The following is an 18,379-nucleotide window of genomic DNA, read 5'->3' as shown; positions in this document are numbered from 1 at the left end:
ACTTCAAGCTACCTTTTTTATTTGAATTTATTATTTAGCAGTTAGTAGTGGTAAACTGTAATATGCCATTTCGCCAACAATCTTTCCATCTGCATCAAAGCTATCACTAAAGTGGAAAGGTACTGTAAGTCGTTTTTTATCTGATTTGCGAATTAAATGGTAATTCCACCATGATAATACTTCACGGCCATTACTCATTTCATATTCCAAATAATCAGGGTAGCCTATCATGTCTATACTTATTATTTCATAATCATCTAAAAACTTTTTCCACATTTTTTTAACTTCTTCTTTAGTGTGCGATTTCCCAAATTCATCGTTTATGTCGCTAAATCTAGCATCATCACTGTAGTAGCTCATGGTTGCTTCAAGATCGCCATTTTCATAAGCATACGTTAGTTTTCTAACAGTATTAATATTATCATGATGGTTATAGATAGTGCCATTAGTTCTATTTGCATTACTAGCACCTATTTCATCAAAAATACTTTCGTTGGTGTAGCTTATTACTGTTTGTATTTTGTTGTTTTTGTTTACTACATATAGTCTGTGTACTGGCATATTAACTTTTACGCCGGTTTTTTTGTGTACACCTTTTATATCTTCCCAGGTTTGAACCCAAACCACATCTTTTTGGTTATCTTCTTTGTATTCAATAGCGTCTGGGTAAGCACCTTTTGTACGGGTTATTGAAAAATAATCAAGTGCATTATTCCAACCTTTTACACTATTTAGAAAGGAAGCTTTATCTTGACCTTTGTCATTGGTTCTTGTGCCTACGCCATTATAGGATTTAAAATCATCAGCTAAATAACTGGCTACTTTAGTAGAATCTCCAGCTACAAAAGCTTTGGTCATGGCTTCAACGGTTGTAATAGCAGGATGGTCAATATAAACCGTGCCGTTTGATTTTTTCTGTGCAAATAATGTTGTTGTGCTTATAAAAGCGAGTACTAATAAAAGTGTTTTTGTTTTCATTTTGAATGGTTTTAAGTTATGTGATTAATTAATGTTTTCATTTTATTCATTTAAATAATTGTTTAATGTTTCTTTTACAGTTTTGAATTGAAAATGTAAATCCTGTTCAGCTAATTTGTTTTTATAAATAATTTTTGAATTTTCTTTAGGTTCTTTTTTGTTAAGCATCTCATGAATATCTGATACTTTATAAGTTTCACTACTTAATAAATAGTTTTTACCATGTAACTCTTTTGTAATTGCAGTTTTGTATGTAGCAATAGCCACATCTTCAACATTTACCATAGCAAATGGTACATCGTTATCAAATACAACTTTTAAAAAATCGTTTGGTGCTATGTTGTTTTTTATGAGAAATTGTAAACTGCCCGAAGTTGAATCTTCCCGTTTAGATAATGAGTTCCCAATGACCATAACTGGTGAAACGGTGCTAATTTCAAAATGCAAATCGGTATTTTTTTTTATGAAATTTTCAACAGTTTCATTTGCTATAAATTTAGCTTGTGCATACGGATGACTTTCATCGCTATAAAAAGGCGTGTCAGTTTCATCAAAAGTATCAGTAAAACTTTTTGTGCCTGCCGGAAACGGAAAGTTGGTATTAAAGGCAGCAACAGATGCTATAAATACCACTTTTTCAATACTTGGCGTATTATTAACAACGGCTAAGAAATTTTCTGTTCCCTTAATTGTTGGGGCAAATAATTCAACTTTTGGGTCTTCAAAATCTAAAATAAAAGGCGTTCCACAATGTATTACCACATCGCAATCGCTTACAAAATCTTTTAAAGCAACTTTATCAGTAACATTTAATTCACTTATATATAGGTTATCCGAATGATTAAAAACCATCAAGTGTTCGTACTTATCTTTTCGAGCAATATCGGTTGTCGATACTTTTACTTGAAAACCATGGTCTAGAAATTGCTTGGTTATATAACTGCCAATAAAACCTGAACCGCCTATGATGCCTGTTTTTTTCATTTTAAAAAATTAAAAACCTACAAGTTTATGCTCACTAGTATTTTTAGAGCACATAAGCTTGTAGGTTAGGGTTTGGTTGGTTTATAAAAAGTGACTAACTCATAATTATAAACTTACCCTAAGTAACATATATAAAACTGTAATAAAAAGCGGGTTAGGACGAAGTGGGTGTTATTCTGTCCGAAACGTACTGTTTAATTATCGAATGATGTAAATAGTTGAAAATGAATTTGATATTGAAATGGTGATTGTTTTGTAAGGCTAACCTAATTGAAAATTGAATTTAATTGACGTGCCATTTGAATAATCTTCCTTAACAGTACCATTTAATTGGCGCGTAAGTAATGTGATTAATTGAGACCCAAAACCAGTACCATGTGTAACGCCAGATTTTCCAATACCATTATCGGCAACTTCAAGGTGTAACATGTTATTTTCTTGTTTTTCAAGCTTGATAGTAATTGTACCATTACTATTTTCAGGAAAAGCGTATTTAATGGTGTTTGTTAGTAATTCATTAATAATTAAGCCTAAAGGAACAGCTGTATCAATATCTAAATCAAGATTGTTCATGGCTAAATTTAACTGGACTTTATTTTCAGCACCAAAACTATCAAGTATGTTTTCGCTTAAATTTAGAACATAATCTTTCATTTCAATGGCGCCTAAATTTGTACCTCTGTATAATTTTTGGTGAACAATGCCAATGGAGTTAACACGATTTTGACTTTCAACCATGGCTTCTTTGGTGTTTGGGTCTTCTATTTGGGCAGATTGAAGCGCCAGTAAACTAGAAACAATTTCTAAGTTGTTTTTTACTCTATGATGTACTTCTTTTAATAATAGTTCTATTTCAGTGTTTTTTGAAGCCAATAGTTTGTTTGCTCTACTTCGGTTTCTATAACTAATAAAACCAAAAATGAGTAAGCCAATTAATAACACTAGTAAACCAAAACTTAAAGTTTGAATGCGTTTTTGTTGCGAAATTTTATCTTCTTGATTTGCTATTGTTTCTTCTTTTTTGGTGGTTTCGTATTGGGTTAATAGCTCAGACATTTTAGCATCACTTTCAATGGATGCTATACTATCTTTTAATAAATATGCTTTTTGCTTGTATTTTAAGGCAGCTTTAAAATCACCTAAATTGGTATAAATTGTGCTTACGTGGTTGTAATTTTCAATTAAATTAGAAAAATCGTTATTACTTTCCTGTAATTTTACAGTTTCTAATTGATAGTTTAAGGCTTCTTTAAAGTTGCCTAAAAGCATGTTAATTTCACCCAAATTTGCTGTTACTGTTGAAATAGCGTTTGGGTAATTGGCGGCTTTGGCTAATGCTAAACAGCTTTTGTAACTTTCTAACGCTTCAGGGTATTTTCCTAGTCGTTTTAATGCATTTCCAACACCATTCGTTACATCTGCTTCGGTGGCTAAACCCATATTTTGAGTTTTGCAAATAGCTAAAGCATGATTGTAATATTCAAGTGATTGTGCATAATTACTTTTTGCCATTGCTACATTAGCGGCATTAAAATTTACATAAAATTTTTCAGAAGTTAGGTTATGTTTTTCTGCAATAGCAATTGCTTTTTCGGCGTATTGTAAAGCTTCAGTTAATCTATTTTGGCGTGTTAAATCTTCTGAAACTCTGGTTAAAGCATCACAAATACCTTGATTGTCTTTTAAAGTTTCCATAATTTTTAATGCAGAAAGGTCTTTTTGTAATGCTTGTTCTAAATTGCCCTTTTTCTTATCAACCCAAGATAACTTGAATAAAGTTGTTGCTTTTCCTCGTACATTTTTTACTGCTTCATAACCTTTTATAGCTTTGTTGAAGAATAAGGTAGCAGCGTCTAATTCTAGTAAATTGGCATGCATTCTACCTTGCATTTCATAAAATTTGGGTTGCCAATTTTTATCACCTATTTCTTCTGATAGTTTTACACCTTGCTTTGCGTATTTTAAAGCTTCTGCAATATTTTGATTAAAGGCAACAGCAACCATCTCGTTTATTAGTTCTAATTGCTTAATTGCTTGTTTTTCAGAATTTAGTTTTTGTTGTAAAACATCGATGCTGTTATCTTGACTAAATACACAAACCGAGAAAAAAATAAGAATGAACACTAATTTTTTCATAGCTATTTTAAACTTTTTGAATGTGTTGAAGTAGTTGTTTTTTTGATTCTGCACTTATAGGAATTGCTTTTTTTGAAATAACTATATGTGATGTTGCAATTTCATCAATTTGTGAGAGGTTTACAATAAATGATCTATGGATGCGAATAAAGTGATTTTCGGGTAGTTTGTCTTCCAAATCTTTAAGTGTTACTACCAATAAATATTCTTTGTTTTTAGAATGGATACGCGAATAGTTTCGTTCTGCTTCAATATAAAGAATATCATCTATTTGAACTTTTACCATTTTATCTTGGTGGCGTACAAAAATGCAATCGCTTAATATAAATGGCGCAGTGTTTTCTTCGTCATGTTCTAGTTCTGGTTGTGGTTCATTTTCAGAATAAAACCTGTTTAAAGCCAATTCAATGCTGCGTTGTAAGTCTTGCTTTTTAAAAGGTTTTGATATGAAACCGTAAGGATTTGTAGATTTTGCTTTATTAAAATTAGCATCATCTGAATTTGCAGTAACATATATAATAGGAATGTTATAATCTTGCTGTATTATTTGTGCTGTTTCTATACCATCTAGTGTACCTTTTAGTTGAATATCTAATAAAATAATATCTGGAATGTTTTGTTTAATATGTACTAAAGCATCTTCGCCTTTTAGCATAATACCCGTAACATCGTAACCAAGCGTAGCAAGTTGTAACGACATGTTAGCGGCAATTATCATTTCGTCTTCTACAATTAATATTTTGGTTGCTTGATTTGTTTTCATTGTTTAAATATTGAACAAATTCATTTTAAGTAATAAAATATATGTAGATAATTTACGGAGATACGTTGAGAGTGCGAATACATAGTGTCTTTTTTGTTTAATGCTATTAATAAAAAAAGACTTAGGGAAATATTACCTTAATATTAAAGAAAATATTGAAAATTAACAAGTTATTTCAATAATATTAATGAAAAATGTTATTTAACAAAAAAATGCTTAACAAATGTTAAGCATTTTACAAAAAGGTTTGGTTGGTAAAGTTTATTTAACAAGTTGTTTTTCCTTTTTACTAGCAAAATTTATTTCTATTTGATTATTTATAATATCATCAAATGTTTCTCTTTTTCTTATTAAATGCGCTTCATTGTTGTACCATAATACTTCTGCAGGACGAAATCTAGAGTTATAGTTACTCGCCATAGAGAAACAGTATGCACCGGCATTTTTGAAGCATAACACATCACCTTCATTAATTTCGTTTATTCTACGGTTGTTACCAAAGGTGTCTGTTTCGCAAATATAACCTACAACGGTATAAAAACGCTCGCGTCCTTTAGGATTTGAAATATTAATAATTTCGTGGTGCGAACCATAAAACATTGGGCGAATTAAATGATTAAATCCAGAGTCTACCTGTGCAAAAACTGTTGAGGTTGTTTGTTTTATAGCATTTACTTTAGTTAAAAAGCTTCCAGATTCGCTCACTAAAAATTTACCAGGTTCAAAAGCTAAGGTTAAATCTTTACCATATTCTTTGCAAAACGAATTGAATTTAGCCGATAGTTTTTCGCCTAATTCCTCAATATTCGTTTCAATATCACCAGGTTTGTATGGCACTTTAAAACCAGAACCAAAATCAATAAAATCTAAATTTTTAAATTGTTTTGCAGTTTCAAACAAAATTTCACTTGCATAAAGAAATACTTCAATATCTAAAATATCGCTACCAGTATGCATATGAATACCGTTAATGGTCATTTTAGTATTTTCAACAATACGTAAAATGTGTGGTATTTGATGAATTGAAATTCCAAATTTAGAATCGATATGACCAACTGAAATATTAGCATTTCCACCAGCCATAACGTGAGGATTTATACGAATACAAACGGGTGTTTTTGGGTGTTTTGTGCCAAATTGCTCTAAAATAGAAAGGTTATCAATGTTAATTTTTACGCCCATTTTTGCAGCCTCTTCAATTTCATTTAAAGAAACACCGTTTGGTGTAAAAATAATTTGCTCAGGCGTAAAACCAGCAGCTAAACCTAATTGAACTTCTTGTATTGAAACCGTATCAATACCAGAACCCAACGTATTAAATAACTTTAATATAGATATGTTTGATAATGCTTTTACTGCATAGTTTATTTTAAGATGCTTTACATTTTTAAAAGCATTTGTTAATCTTTTGTATTGATACTCAATTTTTTCGGCATCATAAACATATACCGGACTTCCAAAATCTTGTGCAATTTTCAGCAATTGATTTTCCAACATAATTTTAAAATTTTCGTCAAAGATATTTCTTTAGAATTAATAAAAAAGAAATAAATCAAAAATTAAACAAATTAAACAAAAAGTTAATTATTTAACAATTGATATATGGAATGAAATATTAATTAATGAAAAAATTCAAAATCATCAAGTACAATTCATAATACGTATTTTATATTTCATAATTAAACATTACATTTGCGCTTCTTAAACTATTTAGCAAATTATGAATTTACACGAATATCAAGGTAAAGAAATATTAAGCAGCTTTGGAGTACGCATCCAACGTGGTATTGTTGCTCAAAATGCACAAGACGCGGTAGTAGCAGCAAAACAATTAACAGCAGAAACTGGCACAAGTTGGTATGTTATAAAAGCACAAGTTCATGCAGGTGGTCGTGGTAAAGGTGGCGGTGTAAAACTTGCTAAGAACATTAAAGAAGTAGAAGAAATTGCAGGAAATATAATAGGTATGAACCTAGTTACGCCTCAAACGTCTGCTGCTGGTAAAAAAGTACACCAAGTGTTGGTTGCTGAAGATGTTTACTATCCTGGTGAAAGTGAAACAAGCGAATTTTATGTGTCTGTATTGTTAAATAGAGGAACAGGTCGTAATATGATTATGTATTCTACCGAAGGTGGAATGGATATTGAAACTGTAGCTGAAGAAACACCTCATTTAATTTTTACCGAGGAAATAGATCCTGCAGTTGGACTTTTACCTTTTCAAGCAAGACGTGTTGCTTTTAATTTAGGATTATCTGGTACAGCTTTTAAAGAAATGACAAAGTTTGTTACCAATTTATATACTGCTTATGTAAAATCGGATTCATCTTTATTTGAGATTAACCCAGTTTTAAAAACAAGCGATAACAAAATTTTAGCTGTTGATGCTAAAGTTACTATAGATGATAATGCACTTTATCGTCATAAAGATTATGTAGATTTACGAGATATTCGTGAGGAAAGCGCTATTGAAGTTGAAGCTGGCGAAAAAGGCTTAAACTATGTAGATTTAGATGGAAATGTTGGATGTATGGTTAACGGTGCTGGTTTAGCAATGGCAACTATGGATTTAATTAAACAAGCAGGTGGCGAGCCAGCAAACTTTTTAGATGTTGGTGGAACTGCTGATGCTGCTCGTGTTGAAGCTGCCTTCAAAATCATATTAAAAGATCCAGCTGTAAAAGCTATTTTAATCAATATTTTTGGTGGTATTGTACGTTGCGATCGTGTGGCGCAAGGTGTTATTGATGCTTACAAAAACATGGGAACTATTAATGTACCAATTATTGTACGTTTACAAGGAACAAACGCAGATATTGCAAAAGAATTAATTGATAATTCTGGTTTAGCAGTATTAAGTGCTACAGAATTTCAAGAAGCTGCAGATAAAGTGCAACAAGTATTGGCTTAATCGTTTCTGCGGAAGCAGAAATATTATTATAAAAAAAGAGCAACCTTAACCGTTGCTCTTTTTGTTTGTTTTAGAATGTAATAAACTTTTCTTCTTTACAAATTTTTTCTGTGGCGCTTTCGCGGAAGCTTCGCTTTGTTGAGATACAGTTTTAGAATTTGCGTCTTTTTCTTTGTTAGAATTTTTAGCAGGCATTGGTCCGCGTAAATGAATAACCAAACCATTTAAAAAGTTTCTTAAAATTTGGTCGCCGCATTCCATATACTTCGGATGATCTTCATTTCTAAAAAAAGCACCTAATTCACTTTTAGAAATCCTAAAGTCTACAAGCTCTAAAATTTTTACAATATCATCATCTCTAAGCTTTAATGCAACACGTAGTTTTTTTAATATATCATTGTTTGTCATATTCTTAAAATTTAAGCTAAAATTACCCTTACCGTTTATCGATAATGTATTTATGAAGGTGCTTTTCTAGCGTTTTTCTAATTTTTGGTAAAGATACCTTAAAATTTCATTAAAGTTCATTTAACATTGTATAATTTTTAAAAACACAAATAATTGATTATCAGCAATTTAAAATTTTAAAATGTTGTAAATCATTTTAAAAATGATGTTAAAAACAGGTTGTTTTTAAAGTGCTTTTATTTTTTTTATTGATGAAATAAATAAAATTCACGACCAACTACGTTTGTGTTTTCGATAAGTTACATATTATCTACGATTATTAAATTACTCTTGTGTGTATCTTTATGTTATAGTTTAATTAATCCCTTTAGATATGATTAATAGAGTAGAAAAATTAAGTCTTTTGTCTGAAATGATAGCTTTTGCGAAGTATGACAAAGATATAAAGAATATAGAATATAACTTCTTATTAGGTGTTGCAAAGCAGCTTGAAATTTCGCGTGAAGATTTTGACTATTTAATAGAACACCCAATTAATTATATTCACTTAAAATCGCACAGCGAACGCATAGTGCAATTTCACAGATTGGTATTATTAATGAATATTGAAAACCAAGGTGATAACAATTCAAAAGGTGTAATTAAACTTTACAATTTTGGCTTACGTATGGGTTTAAGTCATGAATCTATTACGAAGGTTTTATATTTAATGGAAAGTTTTCCAAATAAAATAGTACCACCAGACGTTTTAATAGATATTTTTAAAACACAATACAATTAAGGTTTATTGCTAAGATTCCTGCTTGTGTTTTAATAGTTAACCTACTTGGACTTGGTTATAGAAAAGCTAAATGTTTATACGTTTAGCTTTTCTAATTTTACTTGATAACCTTTTATTTCATCACGCAATTTTGCAGCAACAATAAAGTCTAACGCTTTAGCAGCTTCTTCCATAAGTTTGCGTTTTTCACGAATTTTCTTTTCTAATTCAGGTTTGCTTAAATAAAGACTTTCGGGTTCGGCAGCTTTTGCGGCTTCCAATTCGTAGCTATAGGTGCTAACCGAGTTTTTTGTTAAGGCATTATCTAAACTTTTATTTAAAGCTTTAGGTACTAAATTATGCTTGGTATTGTATGCAATTTGTTTTTCGCGCCTGTAATTGGTTTCATCTATGGTTTTTTGCATGCTGTTGGTTATTTTATCTGCATACATAATGGCTTTACCATTAAGGTTTCTAGCTGCTCTACCAACGGTTTGTGTTAATGAACGTGCCGAACGTAAAAAACCTTCTTTATCGGCATCTAAAATGGCTACAAGAGATACTTCAGGTAAATCCAACCCTTCACGAAGTAAGTTTACACCAACTAATACATCAAATAAACCTTTGCGTAAATCTTGCATAATTTCAACACGTTCCAAAGTATCAACATCGCTATGAATATAACGACAACGAATTTGAATTCTATCCAAGTATTTAGTCAATTCTTCAGCCATACGTTTGGTAAGTGTGGTTACCAAGGTACGTTCGTCTTTTTCAACACGTTGCTGTATTTCTTCAATTAAATCATCAATTTGGTTTAAACTTGGGCGAATTTCAATAATTGGGTCTAACAAACCAGTTGGACGAATTACTTGCTCTACATAAATACCGTCCGTTTTTTTTAATTCATAATCGGCAGGTGTTGCACTTACATATATTACTTGATTTTGTATGGCTTCAAACTCTTCAAATTTTAAGGGTCGGTTGTCCATAGCAGCTGGCAATCTAAAACCATATTCTACCAAATTTTCTTTACGGCTTCTATCGCCTCCATACATGGCGTGTACTTGTGAAATGGTAACGTGACTTTCATCAACCACCATTAAATAATCATCTGGAAAATAATCCAATAAACAGAATGGGCGTGTACCAGGAAGCCTACCGTCTAAATAACGTGAGTAGTTTTCAATTCCTGAACAATAGCCTAATTCTTTTATCATTTCCAAGTCGAATTCGGTACGTTCTTTAAGCCTTTTTGCTTCTAAATGTTTACCAATTTCTTTAAAATAATCATGTTGTTTTACTAAATCGTCCTGAATTTCTTTTATCGCACCTTGAAGCACATCGGGCGATGTTACAAACATATTTGCAGGATAAATAGTTAATAAATCGTATTTCTCAATTACCTGATTTGTTTGAATATTGAAAGATTCCATATCTTCAATTTCATCACCAAAAAAGTGAATTCTAAAGGCATCATCAGCATAACTTGGGAAAATATCTACTGTATCACCTTTAATTCTGAAGTTTCCGTGGTTGAATTCGCCTTCAGTTCTTGAATATAAACTTTGTACTAATTGGTGAAGTAATTTGGTTCTTGAAATTACTTGATCTCTTTCTAAAGTGATGACGTTTTTTTGAAACTCTATCGGGTTTCCAATACCATAAATACATGAAACCGATGCAACAACCAACACATCGCGTCTGCCTGAAAGTAGGGAAGATGTAGCACTTAAACGCATCTTTTCTATTTCTTCATTGATGGATAAATCTTTTTCAATAAAAACACCAGAAACAGGAATGTATGCTTCCGGTTGGTAATAATCGTAATACGACACAAAATATTCAACAGCATTATTTGGAAAAAACTGTTTAAATTCAGAGTATAATTGCGCTGCCAAGGTTTTATTATGGGCTAAAACAAGCGTTGGTTTTTGTACTTCTTGAATAACGTTGGCAACTGTAAAGGTTTTACCAGAACCTGTTACACCAAGTAAGGTTTGGTATTTTTCATGGGCTTTTAAACCATCAGCAAGTTGTTTGATGGCTTGTGGTTGGTCGCCTGTTGGTTTGAATTCCGATTCTATTTTAAACTTCATATTACAAAATTACGTAAAATAGGTTTCGTTAGTGTTTTAAAGTAAAATGACCTTTAAAAATAGTGCCGTCAGAAAGTGTAACAACATACCAATAATCGTTAGTTGGTAACAGTTTTCCTCTAGAAGAGCCATTCCATCCTGTATCCAATGGGTTTATTTGCTTTATAAATTTACCATAGCGGTCAAAAATTTTAATATCAGCATCGGCATTAAATTCTGCATTGATACCAAGTGGTTTCCAAACATCGTTAAAACCATCATTGTTTGGTGTAAAATATTTAGGAAAACCTAAAATGGCCACTTGTTTTTCAATAGTACCACAACCGTTGGTATCGTAAACATAAACCGTGTGAATACCAGGTGCTACATTTGTGAAAGTAGGTTCGTTTTGAAAAATGGGTACATCTAATGCGAATTGATACTCGCCTTCGCCCGAAACATTTACAGTAATGGTCTTGTTTGAAGTATCTTGCGAGACATCAATAGATTGAATAGTAGCTATATTTGAAGGTGTTACAACAATGTTTCTTGAAGCTGAACAATTATTAGAAAAAGTTACAATAACCCTATAAGTTCCTGTTTCGTTAATTTGAATGGAAGCTGTGTTTTGAGGTATTGATGTATTATTAAAAAACCATTCATAACTCGGATTATTATTTGAAGCATTTAACAGACCAGATGATAGTGTGATTGTTTGAGGATACCTGTTTAAGCAGTAAAAAAATGTTTGGTCGTCCAACAGTATTGGCGATGCATTTATTCTTAGTTCAACAGTACTTAAAGCATAACAGTCTATACCATTCTTAATTTTTACGTAAAGTGTTTCAAAAAAGCGTGTAGTATTGGTGTAGTTTCCAATTAATTCATCGGTTTCGTTGTAAGCATTAGTGAGTGTTCTGTACAATGAAATGGATGCGTTTGCCGGTATGTTAGGTTGTATGCTTGATTTTAAAGTTGTTAAATTGAAGGATTCGTAACCATCGTTATCTTCATCACAAGCTTCAAAAGCTGGAATGTTTAAGTTGTTGTTTGAAACATCTAAAGTAATTTCTGCAACTGTGTAGCAACCGTTTTGGTTTTCAATTCTAGCATAAACAACTTGTTGTGGTGTTGTATTATTGAAGGATGAAGGGTTTGTTATTTCGTTTGCATTTTGTTGAGCATCAAAAAGGCTTCTATAGTAATTAATAACACTTAAACCATTATTGTTATTGGTAATGGCTTGTTCTGCATCATTCAAATTATAGGTTGCTAAACCATTTTGATTGGCATCGCAAGCAACTAGCGTGGTATTGTTTGAAGTAGGACTTGGGGTATATTCAATACTTATACCGCCATAAGAAATACAACTGTTTTGCAATATAACTTCAACAGTATAAATACCAGCATCTACTACTTTGTAGGTGTTGTTTATTTCTCCAATTATTTCACTGCCATTTTTAAACCATTTGTATGAAGTAGCATTTGTTTGAAGTGCATTAAGTTGTAAAGTTTCGTTTTCGCAAAGCGAATTATTTGTTGAAATTAATCTGTCTATACCTAAATTTGTACTTAATTGAAAACTGCCAGCTTCTAAAAACACAGCAGAATCGTAGCGATAGTTTTGTTCATCTGCAATAACTAATTTTACACGATAGGTTTCATTAGGTATTGTGTTTGCCGTTGCTGTAAGTACGGCGGTTTGTCCGTTAAAATTAATTGGCGCACTAGTGTTATTCCAACCGCCAAAATAGGCTTCGTTTTGTGCAGCACAACCGTTTGGAATATTTGGATGTACTGTGGTTACTTTTACGGGCGTTTGCGTGTTTGGAATGAGTGCAATGTTGGTGTATTGTGTGTCATTTACATTTCGTATTAAAAAACCAAATAAATCGGAATATTGGCAAGTATTTGAATTGTTTATTTGATATTCTTCTGAAGCAAATAAATATCTAAAACTAATTTGTGAAGCAACAGCTGTAAATTCAAATTCAATAATAGTAGCATTTATGGTATTGTTTTCGTTTAGAATGGTTTCTAAATCACCGTCACCAGCCCAATTTGGGGCATTATCATCACTCAAAGAATTGTTAGGACCAGGAACATTAGATAATTTTCCGGTGCTTAAAACAACACCACTTTGAAATGGAAAAGAGCTTCCATTACCATTAAAATAGCCATAACTTTGGTCTGAACCACTAAAATTACCACCGCTAACGTTGGTTACAACCACGTTTGTAATGCAATTGCTGCCAATTAAAATATCTTCAATAAGTTGTTGTGGTGTATAGGTTTGGCTATTAACTTGCACATTTTGTGAAAATGTAGCAAAAGAAATACAAAAGAAACTTAAATAAAAGAGGTGCTTCATCGGTAATTAACTCTAGCTGTAAATATAACTACTTAGCCAGAAACCACTACTATTTTTAACGTTTTAGTGCAAAATGTCCTTTAATTTCGAAGGCTTCACCGTTTTGAATAACTTTTGCAACAAACCAATAATCATCAGAAGGCATGTTTTCACCGTTATAAGTACCATCCCATCCAATGGATGTATGTGGTAGGGTTTTAATTAACTTTCCGTAGCGATTGTAAATATAAACAATGGTTCCGGGTATTTGATTTATGCCTACAATATGCCAAGTATCATTAAAAGTGTCGCCATTAGGCGTGAAATACTTAGGAATATCAATAACAACTACTTCTGTAGTAACATCTTTACAGCCATTTAAATCGCGAATGGTTACAGTGTGAAGGCCATACGTAACGTTTTCAAAAACATTTGATGTTTGTGGTTCACCATCATCTAAAATAAACACATAATCTCCAATACCACTTATATCAACAGTAATGCTATTTGGGTCGGCAAAATCTACTTTTGTTGTAAAGTTTATGTTTGCGTCTTCCGATTCTATAACAATAAAGTCTTTTCTAAAAGAGCAATCACCAGAAATAATGTGAGGCGTTGTAGCTGTTACCCAATAATTACCTATTTGTGATGGATCTGTTAAAATAATTTGAGATGTTGTAGCACCAGTAGACCATAAGTAAGTATCGTTTGGGTTGCCGGTATATGCATCTATTACTAATGGCAAATTGTTAATACACATAGGAACCACATCATTAATAGGAATTATAGGAAGCGGATTTACAATGGTTGAAAATTGTGTAATATCATAACACTTTGTGCTGTTGTTTTCTAGTCTGGCATAAATAACATCATCATTAAATGCTATATGTAGATAATTTAAAGGATTTGTTTTAGCTTCTGCATTTGCCAAATTAGCATAATACGTAACAGTATGTAAACTTGGGTTTTGAGCGCCTATAATTGCACTTGCTGTAGCCGATAAATTAAATTGAAAATAGCCATCAAAATCATCATCACAAGCTATTAAATTTGCAGGCGTATTAGCAATAGGATTTGGATTAATTTGAAGGTTAAAAGCTTGTATAATAAAGCATCCCGTGGTAGGATTTGCTACTCTTACAAAAATAGTATGGTTGCTATTGGTATATGTATACGTTGTGCTTATTGGTGAAACGTTGGTATTAGCATCATTTAGTGTATTATAGTAGTTTATAGTTACAGTACTTTGGTTGTTTAGTAACATAGCATTAACTTGCGATAAATCATAAGTATTAGTATCATTATCACATATTTGAATGGTGCCAATTGTATTTATTGCAGGTGGTAGGTTTACAATGAGTTGCAACGGAATTACACTATAACAACCTGTTAGCGTATTGGCTACTTTTATATAAACGGTTTTTGAGTTTGAATTAAAACTTGTTGGGTTTTGAATTGCGTTTGAATTATCTAAACCATCATTTGGATTTATATCACTTTGGTTTTCAAAATAGTTGATAATAAGGTTTGTTTGCACTCTATCATTAATTTGAAAATCGGCAGTTTCTAAATTAAAGGTTGTAAATCCATCATAATCAGCATCACATTCAATTAAAGGAGCAGAAACTTGAGTAATATCTGGTGCAGCAATAATGTTTATACCTAACTCTTCAATGATAGAACAAAAAGAGTCGTTGCTTTCAATCCTAACAAACAGGGTTTGTGGGTTGGTAGCATTTGTATATTGATTTGGTAACGGACTTGTATTGTTTTCGGCTTGAGCGCGATTAAGATGGAATGAAATATTTAAATTATCTGTTGAACCTTGTGCTATTTCATTGCGTTTATCATTTAAATTGAAAACATTTTTACCATCGTTACTAGAATCGTCACAAATTAAATAATCATCAAAATTTGTATTGTAAACAGGATCTGGCGATACTTGTAGCAAGAAAGATGATGTGCCAAAACAAGAAGCATCGGTTATATTTTCAACTCTTACGTAAATAGTTTGCGGACTTGAAGTGTTTTGATAATTTGTGTTTTTGTTAATAGGAATTGTAAAAGCAGCGTCAGAAAAATAGAATACTTCCTTACCCGTTTGCCCATTTAAAATTTCAGCATCTTTATCAGCTAACAAAAAGTTTGCTGTTGTACCACCGTTTGATACACATTCTTGAAAATTACTTATTATAGGAAAATCTGGTAGTGTATTTACAATAACCTCAAAAGGTTCTAAAGCAAAACAACCAGTTGAAGAAAGTGCATCTTCAACACGAATATATATAGTTTGTGTATTTGAATTGTATGCTGATAGTTGCCCGCTTGGAATTGGGTTTGCACCAGTATTTGCATCAGCTAATGAGGTATGAACACTAATATTTACACCCGTTCTACTAGAAACTGCTTCATCAATTTTTGTATTAAGGTTGATTATTGAAAAACCATCTTGGTCATCATCACAAATAATAATATCGGTTGGTTGGTTGGTAGTTGGTGCAGTAAGAATTTCAATTTCAAATGAATTTACTGTATGACAGCCTGTTACATTGTTTTCAATGCGTGCAAAAATGGTTTCAACGGGGTTTGTGTTGGTGTAAAATGGCGGAAGCATATTTAAGTTATCTTCTGCATCTTGAGCTGTTGGAAAATATGTAACATTAAAATTTGTATTGCCATTACTAATAATATTATCTAAAGAATGTAAATCAATATCAACTATACCATCATCATCTGTATCGCAATAAGGCAGTGGGCTTGCAGGGCTAAAAAATAGTATTGGATTAACCAATAGCGTAATATCAGAAACATCAGAACAACCAGTAGCTGTATTTGTAATTCTGATATATAATACTTTAGGACTTACAGCACTGTAAGGAAGGTTTTTATCAATAGGATTGATGTTGTTATCTCTATCAGATTCCGAATTAAAAAATGTTACTTCAATAGGAAATGGTAAATCGTTTGTTATATAAATTTCTATTGCTGAAAGTTGAAAATCGGCTGCATCGTTTTCATTATCATTTGTGTCGCATATGGCATAATCGCCTGTATCTGTTCCTGTTAATAGTAAATTTGTGTGAATTTCTAAAGGTACTAAAGATGCACAACCAGTAGTATTATCAACAACTCTTACGTAAAGTGTTTGTTCTTCAAAGGTTGTATTTTGATAATTACTAGGGTTTTGAATAGGGTTTGTGCCCGTTTGCGCATCGGCATAACTTTCATGAAATGTGGTAGTAACATTTGGCAAACCATTTTCAATATCTGCAATAACTTGCGTTAAATCAAAATCATCAAAACCATCATGGTCGGCATCACAACCATCAATATATCTGGTATCTCTGTTTATAATTGGGCTTACGGTAATATTAACATCTAAAGATGTTGTATTTACACAGCCAGTTTGAGTATTTATTATACGAGCATATACTGTGCTAGTAGGTGTTGTGGCATTTACGTAAGGCGATTGTATTGGGTTGTTGCCAGAATTTGCATCGGCAGGTGTGTAGTGGTATGTTACAGCTAAATTACTTTGTCCGTTGGTAATCTCATCATCTTTTTCGGTAAGATAAACTATGGCGTAACCATCGGGATAATCATCGCTATCACAAACTTCTAAAGGTGTTGGGTTTACTATATTTGGTACTTGATTAACAATCAAATTAAAGGTAGTATATGAAAAACAATTACTGTTTGCATCATCAATTCTAACATAAATTGTTTGCGGATTTGATGTGTTTGGAATTGGTGTTGTAATTGGGTTTATGTTTGCTCTTGATTCAGCATCTGATAAATGGTAACTAAAAGTGTAATTTGTAAACGGAATGTTAGCAACAAGTTCTGCGGTTTTTGTTGATAAGTCAAATATTTCAATACCATCACCAGAAACATCATCACACTGTTGGTAATTGGTAATTGGGTTTATAGGTTCTTCTGTATTTAAAACCACTACAATTTCATCATTTTCAACGCAATCATTACCATTTAAAGATACAGTTACTTCTACTCTGTAAGTTCCATTTAGTATTACATCTAATGTAGGGTTTACAGCACCAACTATTAGAACATTATCTCTATACCAAGCATATGTTGCGTTTGGGTTTTGTATATCGGCATCAAGGGTTGCTAAACTAGCGCAGGTTGTAATATCGTCTCCTAAATCTAAAATATTAAAACTATTACCTTCAATAAATACAGCAGAATCTGATTGAATATCAGTTTGATCGGCAATAATTAATTTAATATGATATTGAACATATGGTGTAATGGTTGCAGAAGCAGTTAGCACAGTGGTTCTACCATTATAGTTGGTATCGCTAGAATTATAGGTGTCAAAATATTGTGCGTTTTGAGCAGGACAAACACCAAAAATTTCATCGTGTATTGTATTTGTGTTTACAGGTGTTGAAGTACCTGGCACCAATGCAATGTTTTGATAGGGATTAGAACTACTTGTTTCTTTAATAAGAAATACAAATCCATCGGAAAATTGACACGGATTGATACCAAAATATTCCTCGGAAGCTAATAAATAATTAAACTGAAGTTGATTTGAAATGGAAACAATATCAAATTCAATTGATGTTGCATTTAATGTATTTGTTATACCTAAAGCTGTTTCCAAATCTGGATCTGTTCCCCAATTTGAAGCGCCTTCGCTTAGGGTTGGCGTTCTTACACCATTACCTCCAGAAGTTGCATTTCCTGTTGAAAGCATAATACCGTTTTGAAATGGAAAATTTGAGCTACCACGTTCAAAATAGGCATAGCTTGAAAAGCCACTAGAACTGCCATTTACAGATGATGTTATGTTGGTAATAGAAACACAACTGTTTTGAACTAAATTATTTTCAATAAGTGGTTGTAAACCAACAGAACCATCTACTATTATTTGTTGCGCAAACATAAATTTACAGCTACAAATTAGTAGCATTAAAAATATGTAGCTATGTAGGTTCTTTTTCACTTTGCTTTATTTGGGTAAAAACGTTGTGTTTTTGGTTTAAAA

Annotated in this window: 11 protein-coding genes; 2 read left to right on the top strand and 9 right to left on the bottom strand. The window is 32.1% G+C overall.

From position 1 onward, the window contains the following. Nucleotides 1-30 precede the first annotated feature (30 nt). The 5 genes from ACFQ1R_RS14065 to lysA form a co-directional block, all read right to left on the bottom strand. Nucleotides 31-978 (bottom strand): nuclear transport factor 2 family protein, encoded by a 948-nt coding sequence (locus ACFQ1R_RS14065; protein ID WP_379926914.1) that lies wholly within the window; start codon nucleotides 976-978, stop codon nucleotides 31-33. Between the two features lie 42 nt (nucleotides 979-1,020). Further along, the gene (locus ACFQ1R_RS14060) at nucleotides 1,021-1,962 is read right to left on the bottom strand and encodes an NAD-dependent epimerase/dehydratase family protein (protein WP_379926913.1); all 942 of its coding nucleotides are present in this window, start codon (nucleotides 1,960-1,962) and stop codon (nucleotides 1,021-1,023) included. A gap of 261 nt (nucleotides 1,963-2,223) precedes the next feature. Next, nucleotides 2,224-4,098, bottom strand: a complete 1,875-nt coding sequence (locus tag ACFQ1R_RS14055; RefSeq protein ID WP_379926912.1) for a histidine kinase dimerization/phosphoacceptor domain -containing protein — start codon at nucleotides 4,096-4,098, stop codon at nucleotides 2,224-2,226. Between the two features lie 7 nt (nucleotides 4,099-4,105). Further along, a complete protein-coding gene (locus tag ACFQ1R_RS14050) occupies nucleotides 4,106-4,861 on the bottom strand; it encodes a LytR/AlgR family response regulator transcription factor (protein WP_379926911.1) in 756 nt (251 codons plus the stop codon). Nucleotides 4,862-5,122: 261 nt separating this feature from the next. Next, nucleotides 5,123-6,358: a diaminopimelate decarboxylase gene (lysA, locus tag ACFQ1R_RS14045; protein ID WP_379926910.1), complete on the bottom strand. Its 1,236-nt coding sequence runs from the start codon at nucleotides 6,356-6,358 to the stop codon at nucleotides 5,123-5,125. A 223-nt stretch (nucleotides 6,359-6,581) separates the two neighbouring features. On the opposite strand from lysA, the gene sucC reads away from it, so the two are divergent. Continuing rightward, complete coding sequence (gene sucC, locus ACFQ1R_RS14040) at nucleotides 6,582-7,772, top strand: ADP-forming succinate--CoA ligase subunit beta (protein ID WP_379926909.1); 1,191 nt, start codon at nucleotides 6,582-6,584, stop codon at nucleotides 7,770-7,772. A gap of 45 nt (nucleotides 7,773-7,817) precedes the next feature. On the opposite strand, the gene ACFQ1R_RS14035 is transcribed toward sucC, so the two are convergent. Then, a complete protein-coding gene (locus ACFQ1R_RS14035; RefSeq protein WP_379926908.1) occupies nucleotides 7,818-8,180 on the bottom strand; it encodes a DUF1456 family protein in 363 nt (120 codons plus the stop codon). A gap of 373 nt (nucleotides 8,181-8,553) precedes the next feature. Between ACFQ1R_RS14035 and ACFQ1R_RS14030 the strand changes: the two genes are divergently transcribed. Continuing rightward, the gene (locus tag ACFQ1R_RS14030; RefSeq protein ID WP_379926907.1) at nucleotides 8,554-8,961 is read left to right on the top strand and encodes a TerB family tellurite resistance protein; all 408 of its coding nucleotides are present in this window, start codon (nucleotides 8,554-8,556) and stop codon (nucleotides 8,959-8,961) included. Between the two features lie 74 nt (nucleotides 8,962-9,035). Here ACFQ1R_RS14030 and uvrB read toward each other — a convergent pair whose 3' ends face one another. The 3 genes from uvrB to ACFQ1R_RS14015 are packed head-to-tail and all read right to left on the bottom strand — an operon-like array spanning nucleotide 9,036 to nucleotide 18,277. Further along, a complete protein-coding gene (gene uvrB, locus ACFQ1R_RS14025; RefSeq protein ID WP_379926906.1) occupies nucleotides 9,036-11,039 on the bottom strand; it encodes an excinuclease ABC subunit UvrB in 2,004 nt (667 codons plus the stop codon). A gap of 28 nt (nucleotides 11,040-11,067) precedes the next feature. Continuing rightward, entirely contained in the window at nucleotides 11,068-13,389 is a 2,322-nt protein-coding gene (locus ACFQ1R_RS14020; protein ID WP_379926905.1) for a T9SS type B sorting domain-containing protein, read from the bottom strand. 55 nt (nucleotides 13,390-13,444) lie between these two features. Further along, complete coding sequence (locus tag ACFQ1R_RS14015) at nucleotides 13,445-18,277, bottom strand: T9SS type B sorting domain-containing protein (protein ID WP_379926904.1); 4,833 nt, start codon at nucleotides 18,275-18,277, stop codon at nucleotides 13,445-13,447. Nucleotides 18,278-18,379: the final 102 nt, after the last annotated feature.

It is taken from the genome of Mariniflexile jejuense, from assembly GCF_042675665.1.
Classification (GTDB): Bacteria; Bacteroidota; Bacteroidia; order Flavobacteriales; family Flavobacteriaceae; genus Mariniflexile; species Mariniflexile jejuense.
This window is presented reverse-complemented; position numbering and strand designations above follow the sequence as displayed.

What these genes read in the sequence shown, in the direction of transcription:
- sucC (WP_379926909.1), top strand. Translation starts at nt 6,582, where the DNA reads ATGAATTTACACGAATATCAAGGTAAAGAAATATTAAGCAGCTTTGGA.
- ACFQ1R_RS14065 (WP_379926914.1), bottom strand. Translation starts at nt 978, where the DNA reads ATGAAAACAAAAACACTTTTATTAGTACTCGCTTTTATAAGCACAACA.
- ACFQ1R_RS14050 (WP_379926911.1), bottom strand. Translation starts at nt 4,861, where the DNA reads ATGAAAACAAATCAAGCAACCAAAATATTAATTGTAGAAGACGAAATG.
- ACFQ1R_RS14055 (WP_379926912.1), bottom strand. Translation starts at nt 4,098, where the DNA reads ATGAAAAAATTAGTGTTCATTCTTATTTTTTTCTCGGTTTGTGTATTT.
- ACFQ1R_RS14015 (WP_379926904.1), bottom strand. Translation starts at nt 18,277, where the DNA reads ATGTTTGCGCAACAAATAATAGTAGATGGTTCTGTTGGTTTACAACCA.
- lysA (WP_379926910.1), bottom strand. Translation starts at nt 6,358, where the DNA reads ATGTTGGAAAATCAATTGCTGAAAATTGCACAAGATTTTGGAAGTCCG.
- ACFQ1R_RS14060 (WP_379926913.1), bottom strand. Translation starts at nt 1,962, where the DNA reads ATGAAAAAAACAGGCATCATAGGCGGTTCAGGTTTTATTGGCAGTTAT.
- ACFQ1R_RS14030 (WP_379926907.1), top strand. Translation starts at nt 8,554, where the DNA reads ATGATTAATAGAGTAGAAAAATTAAGTCTTTTGTCTGAAATGATAGCT.
- ACFQ1R_RS14035 (WP_379926908.1), bottom strand. Translation starts at nt 8,180, where the DNA reads ATGACAAACAATGATATATTAAAAAAACTACGTGTTGCATTAAAGCTT.
- uvrB (WP_379926906.1), bottom strand. Translation starts at nt 11,039, where the DNA reads ATGAAGTTTAAAATAGAATCGGAATTCAAACCAACAGGCGACCAACCA.
- ACFQ1R_RS14020 (WP_379926905.1), bottom strand. Translation starts at nt 13,389, where the DNA reads ATGAAGCACCTCTTTTATTTAAGTTTCTTTTGTATTTCTTTTGCTACA.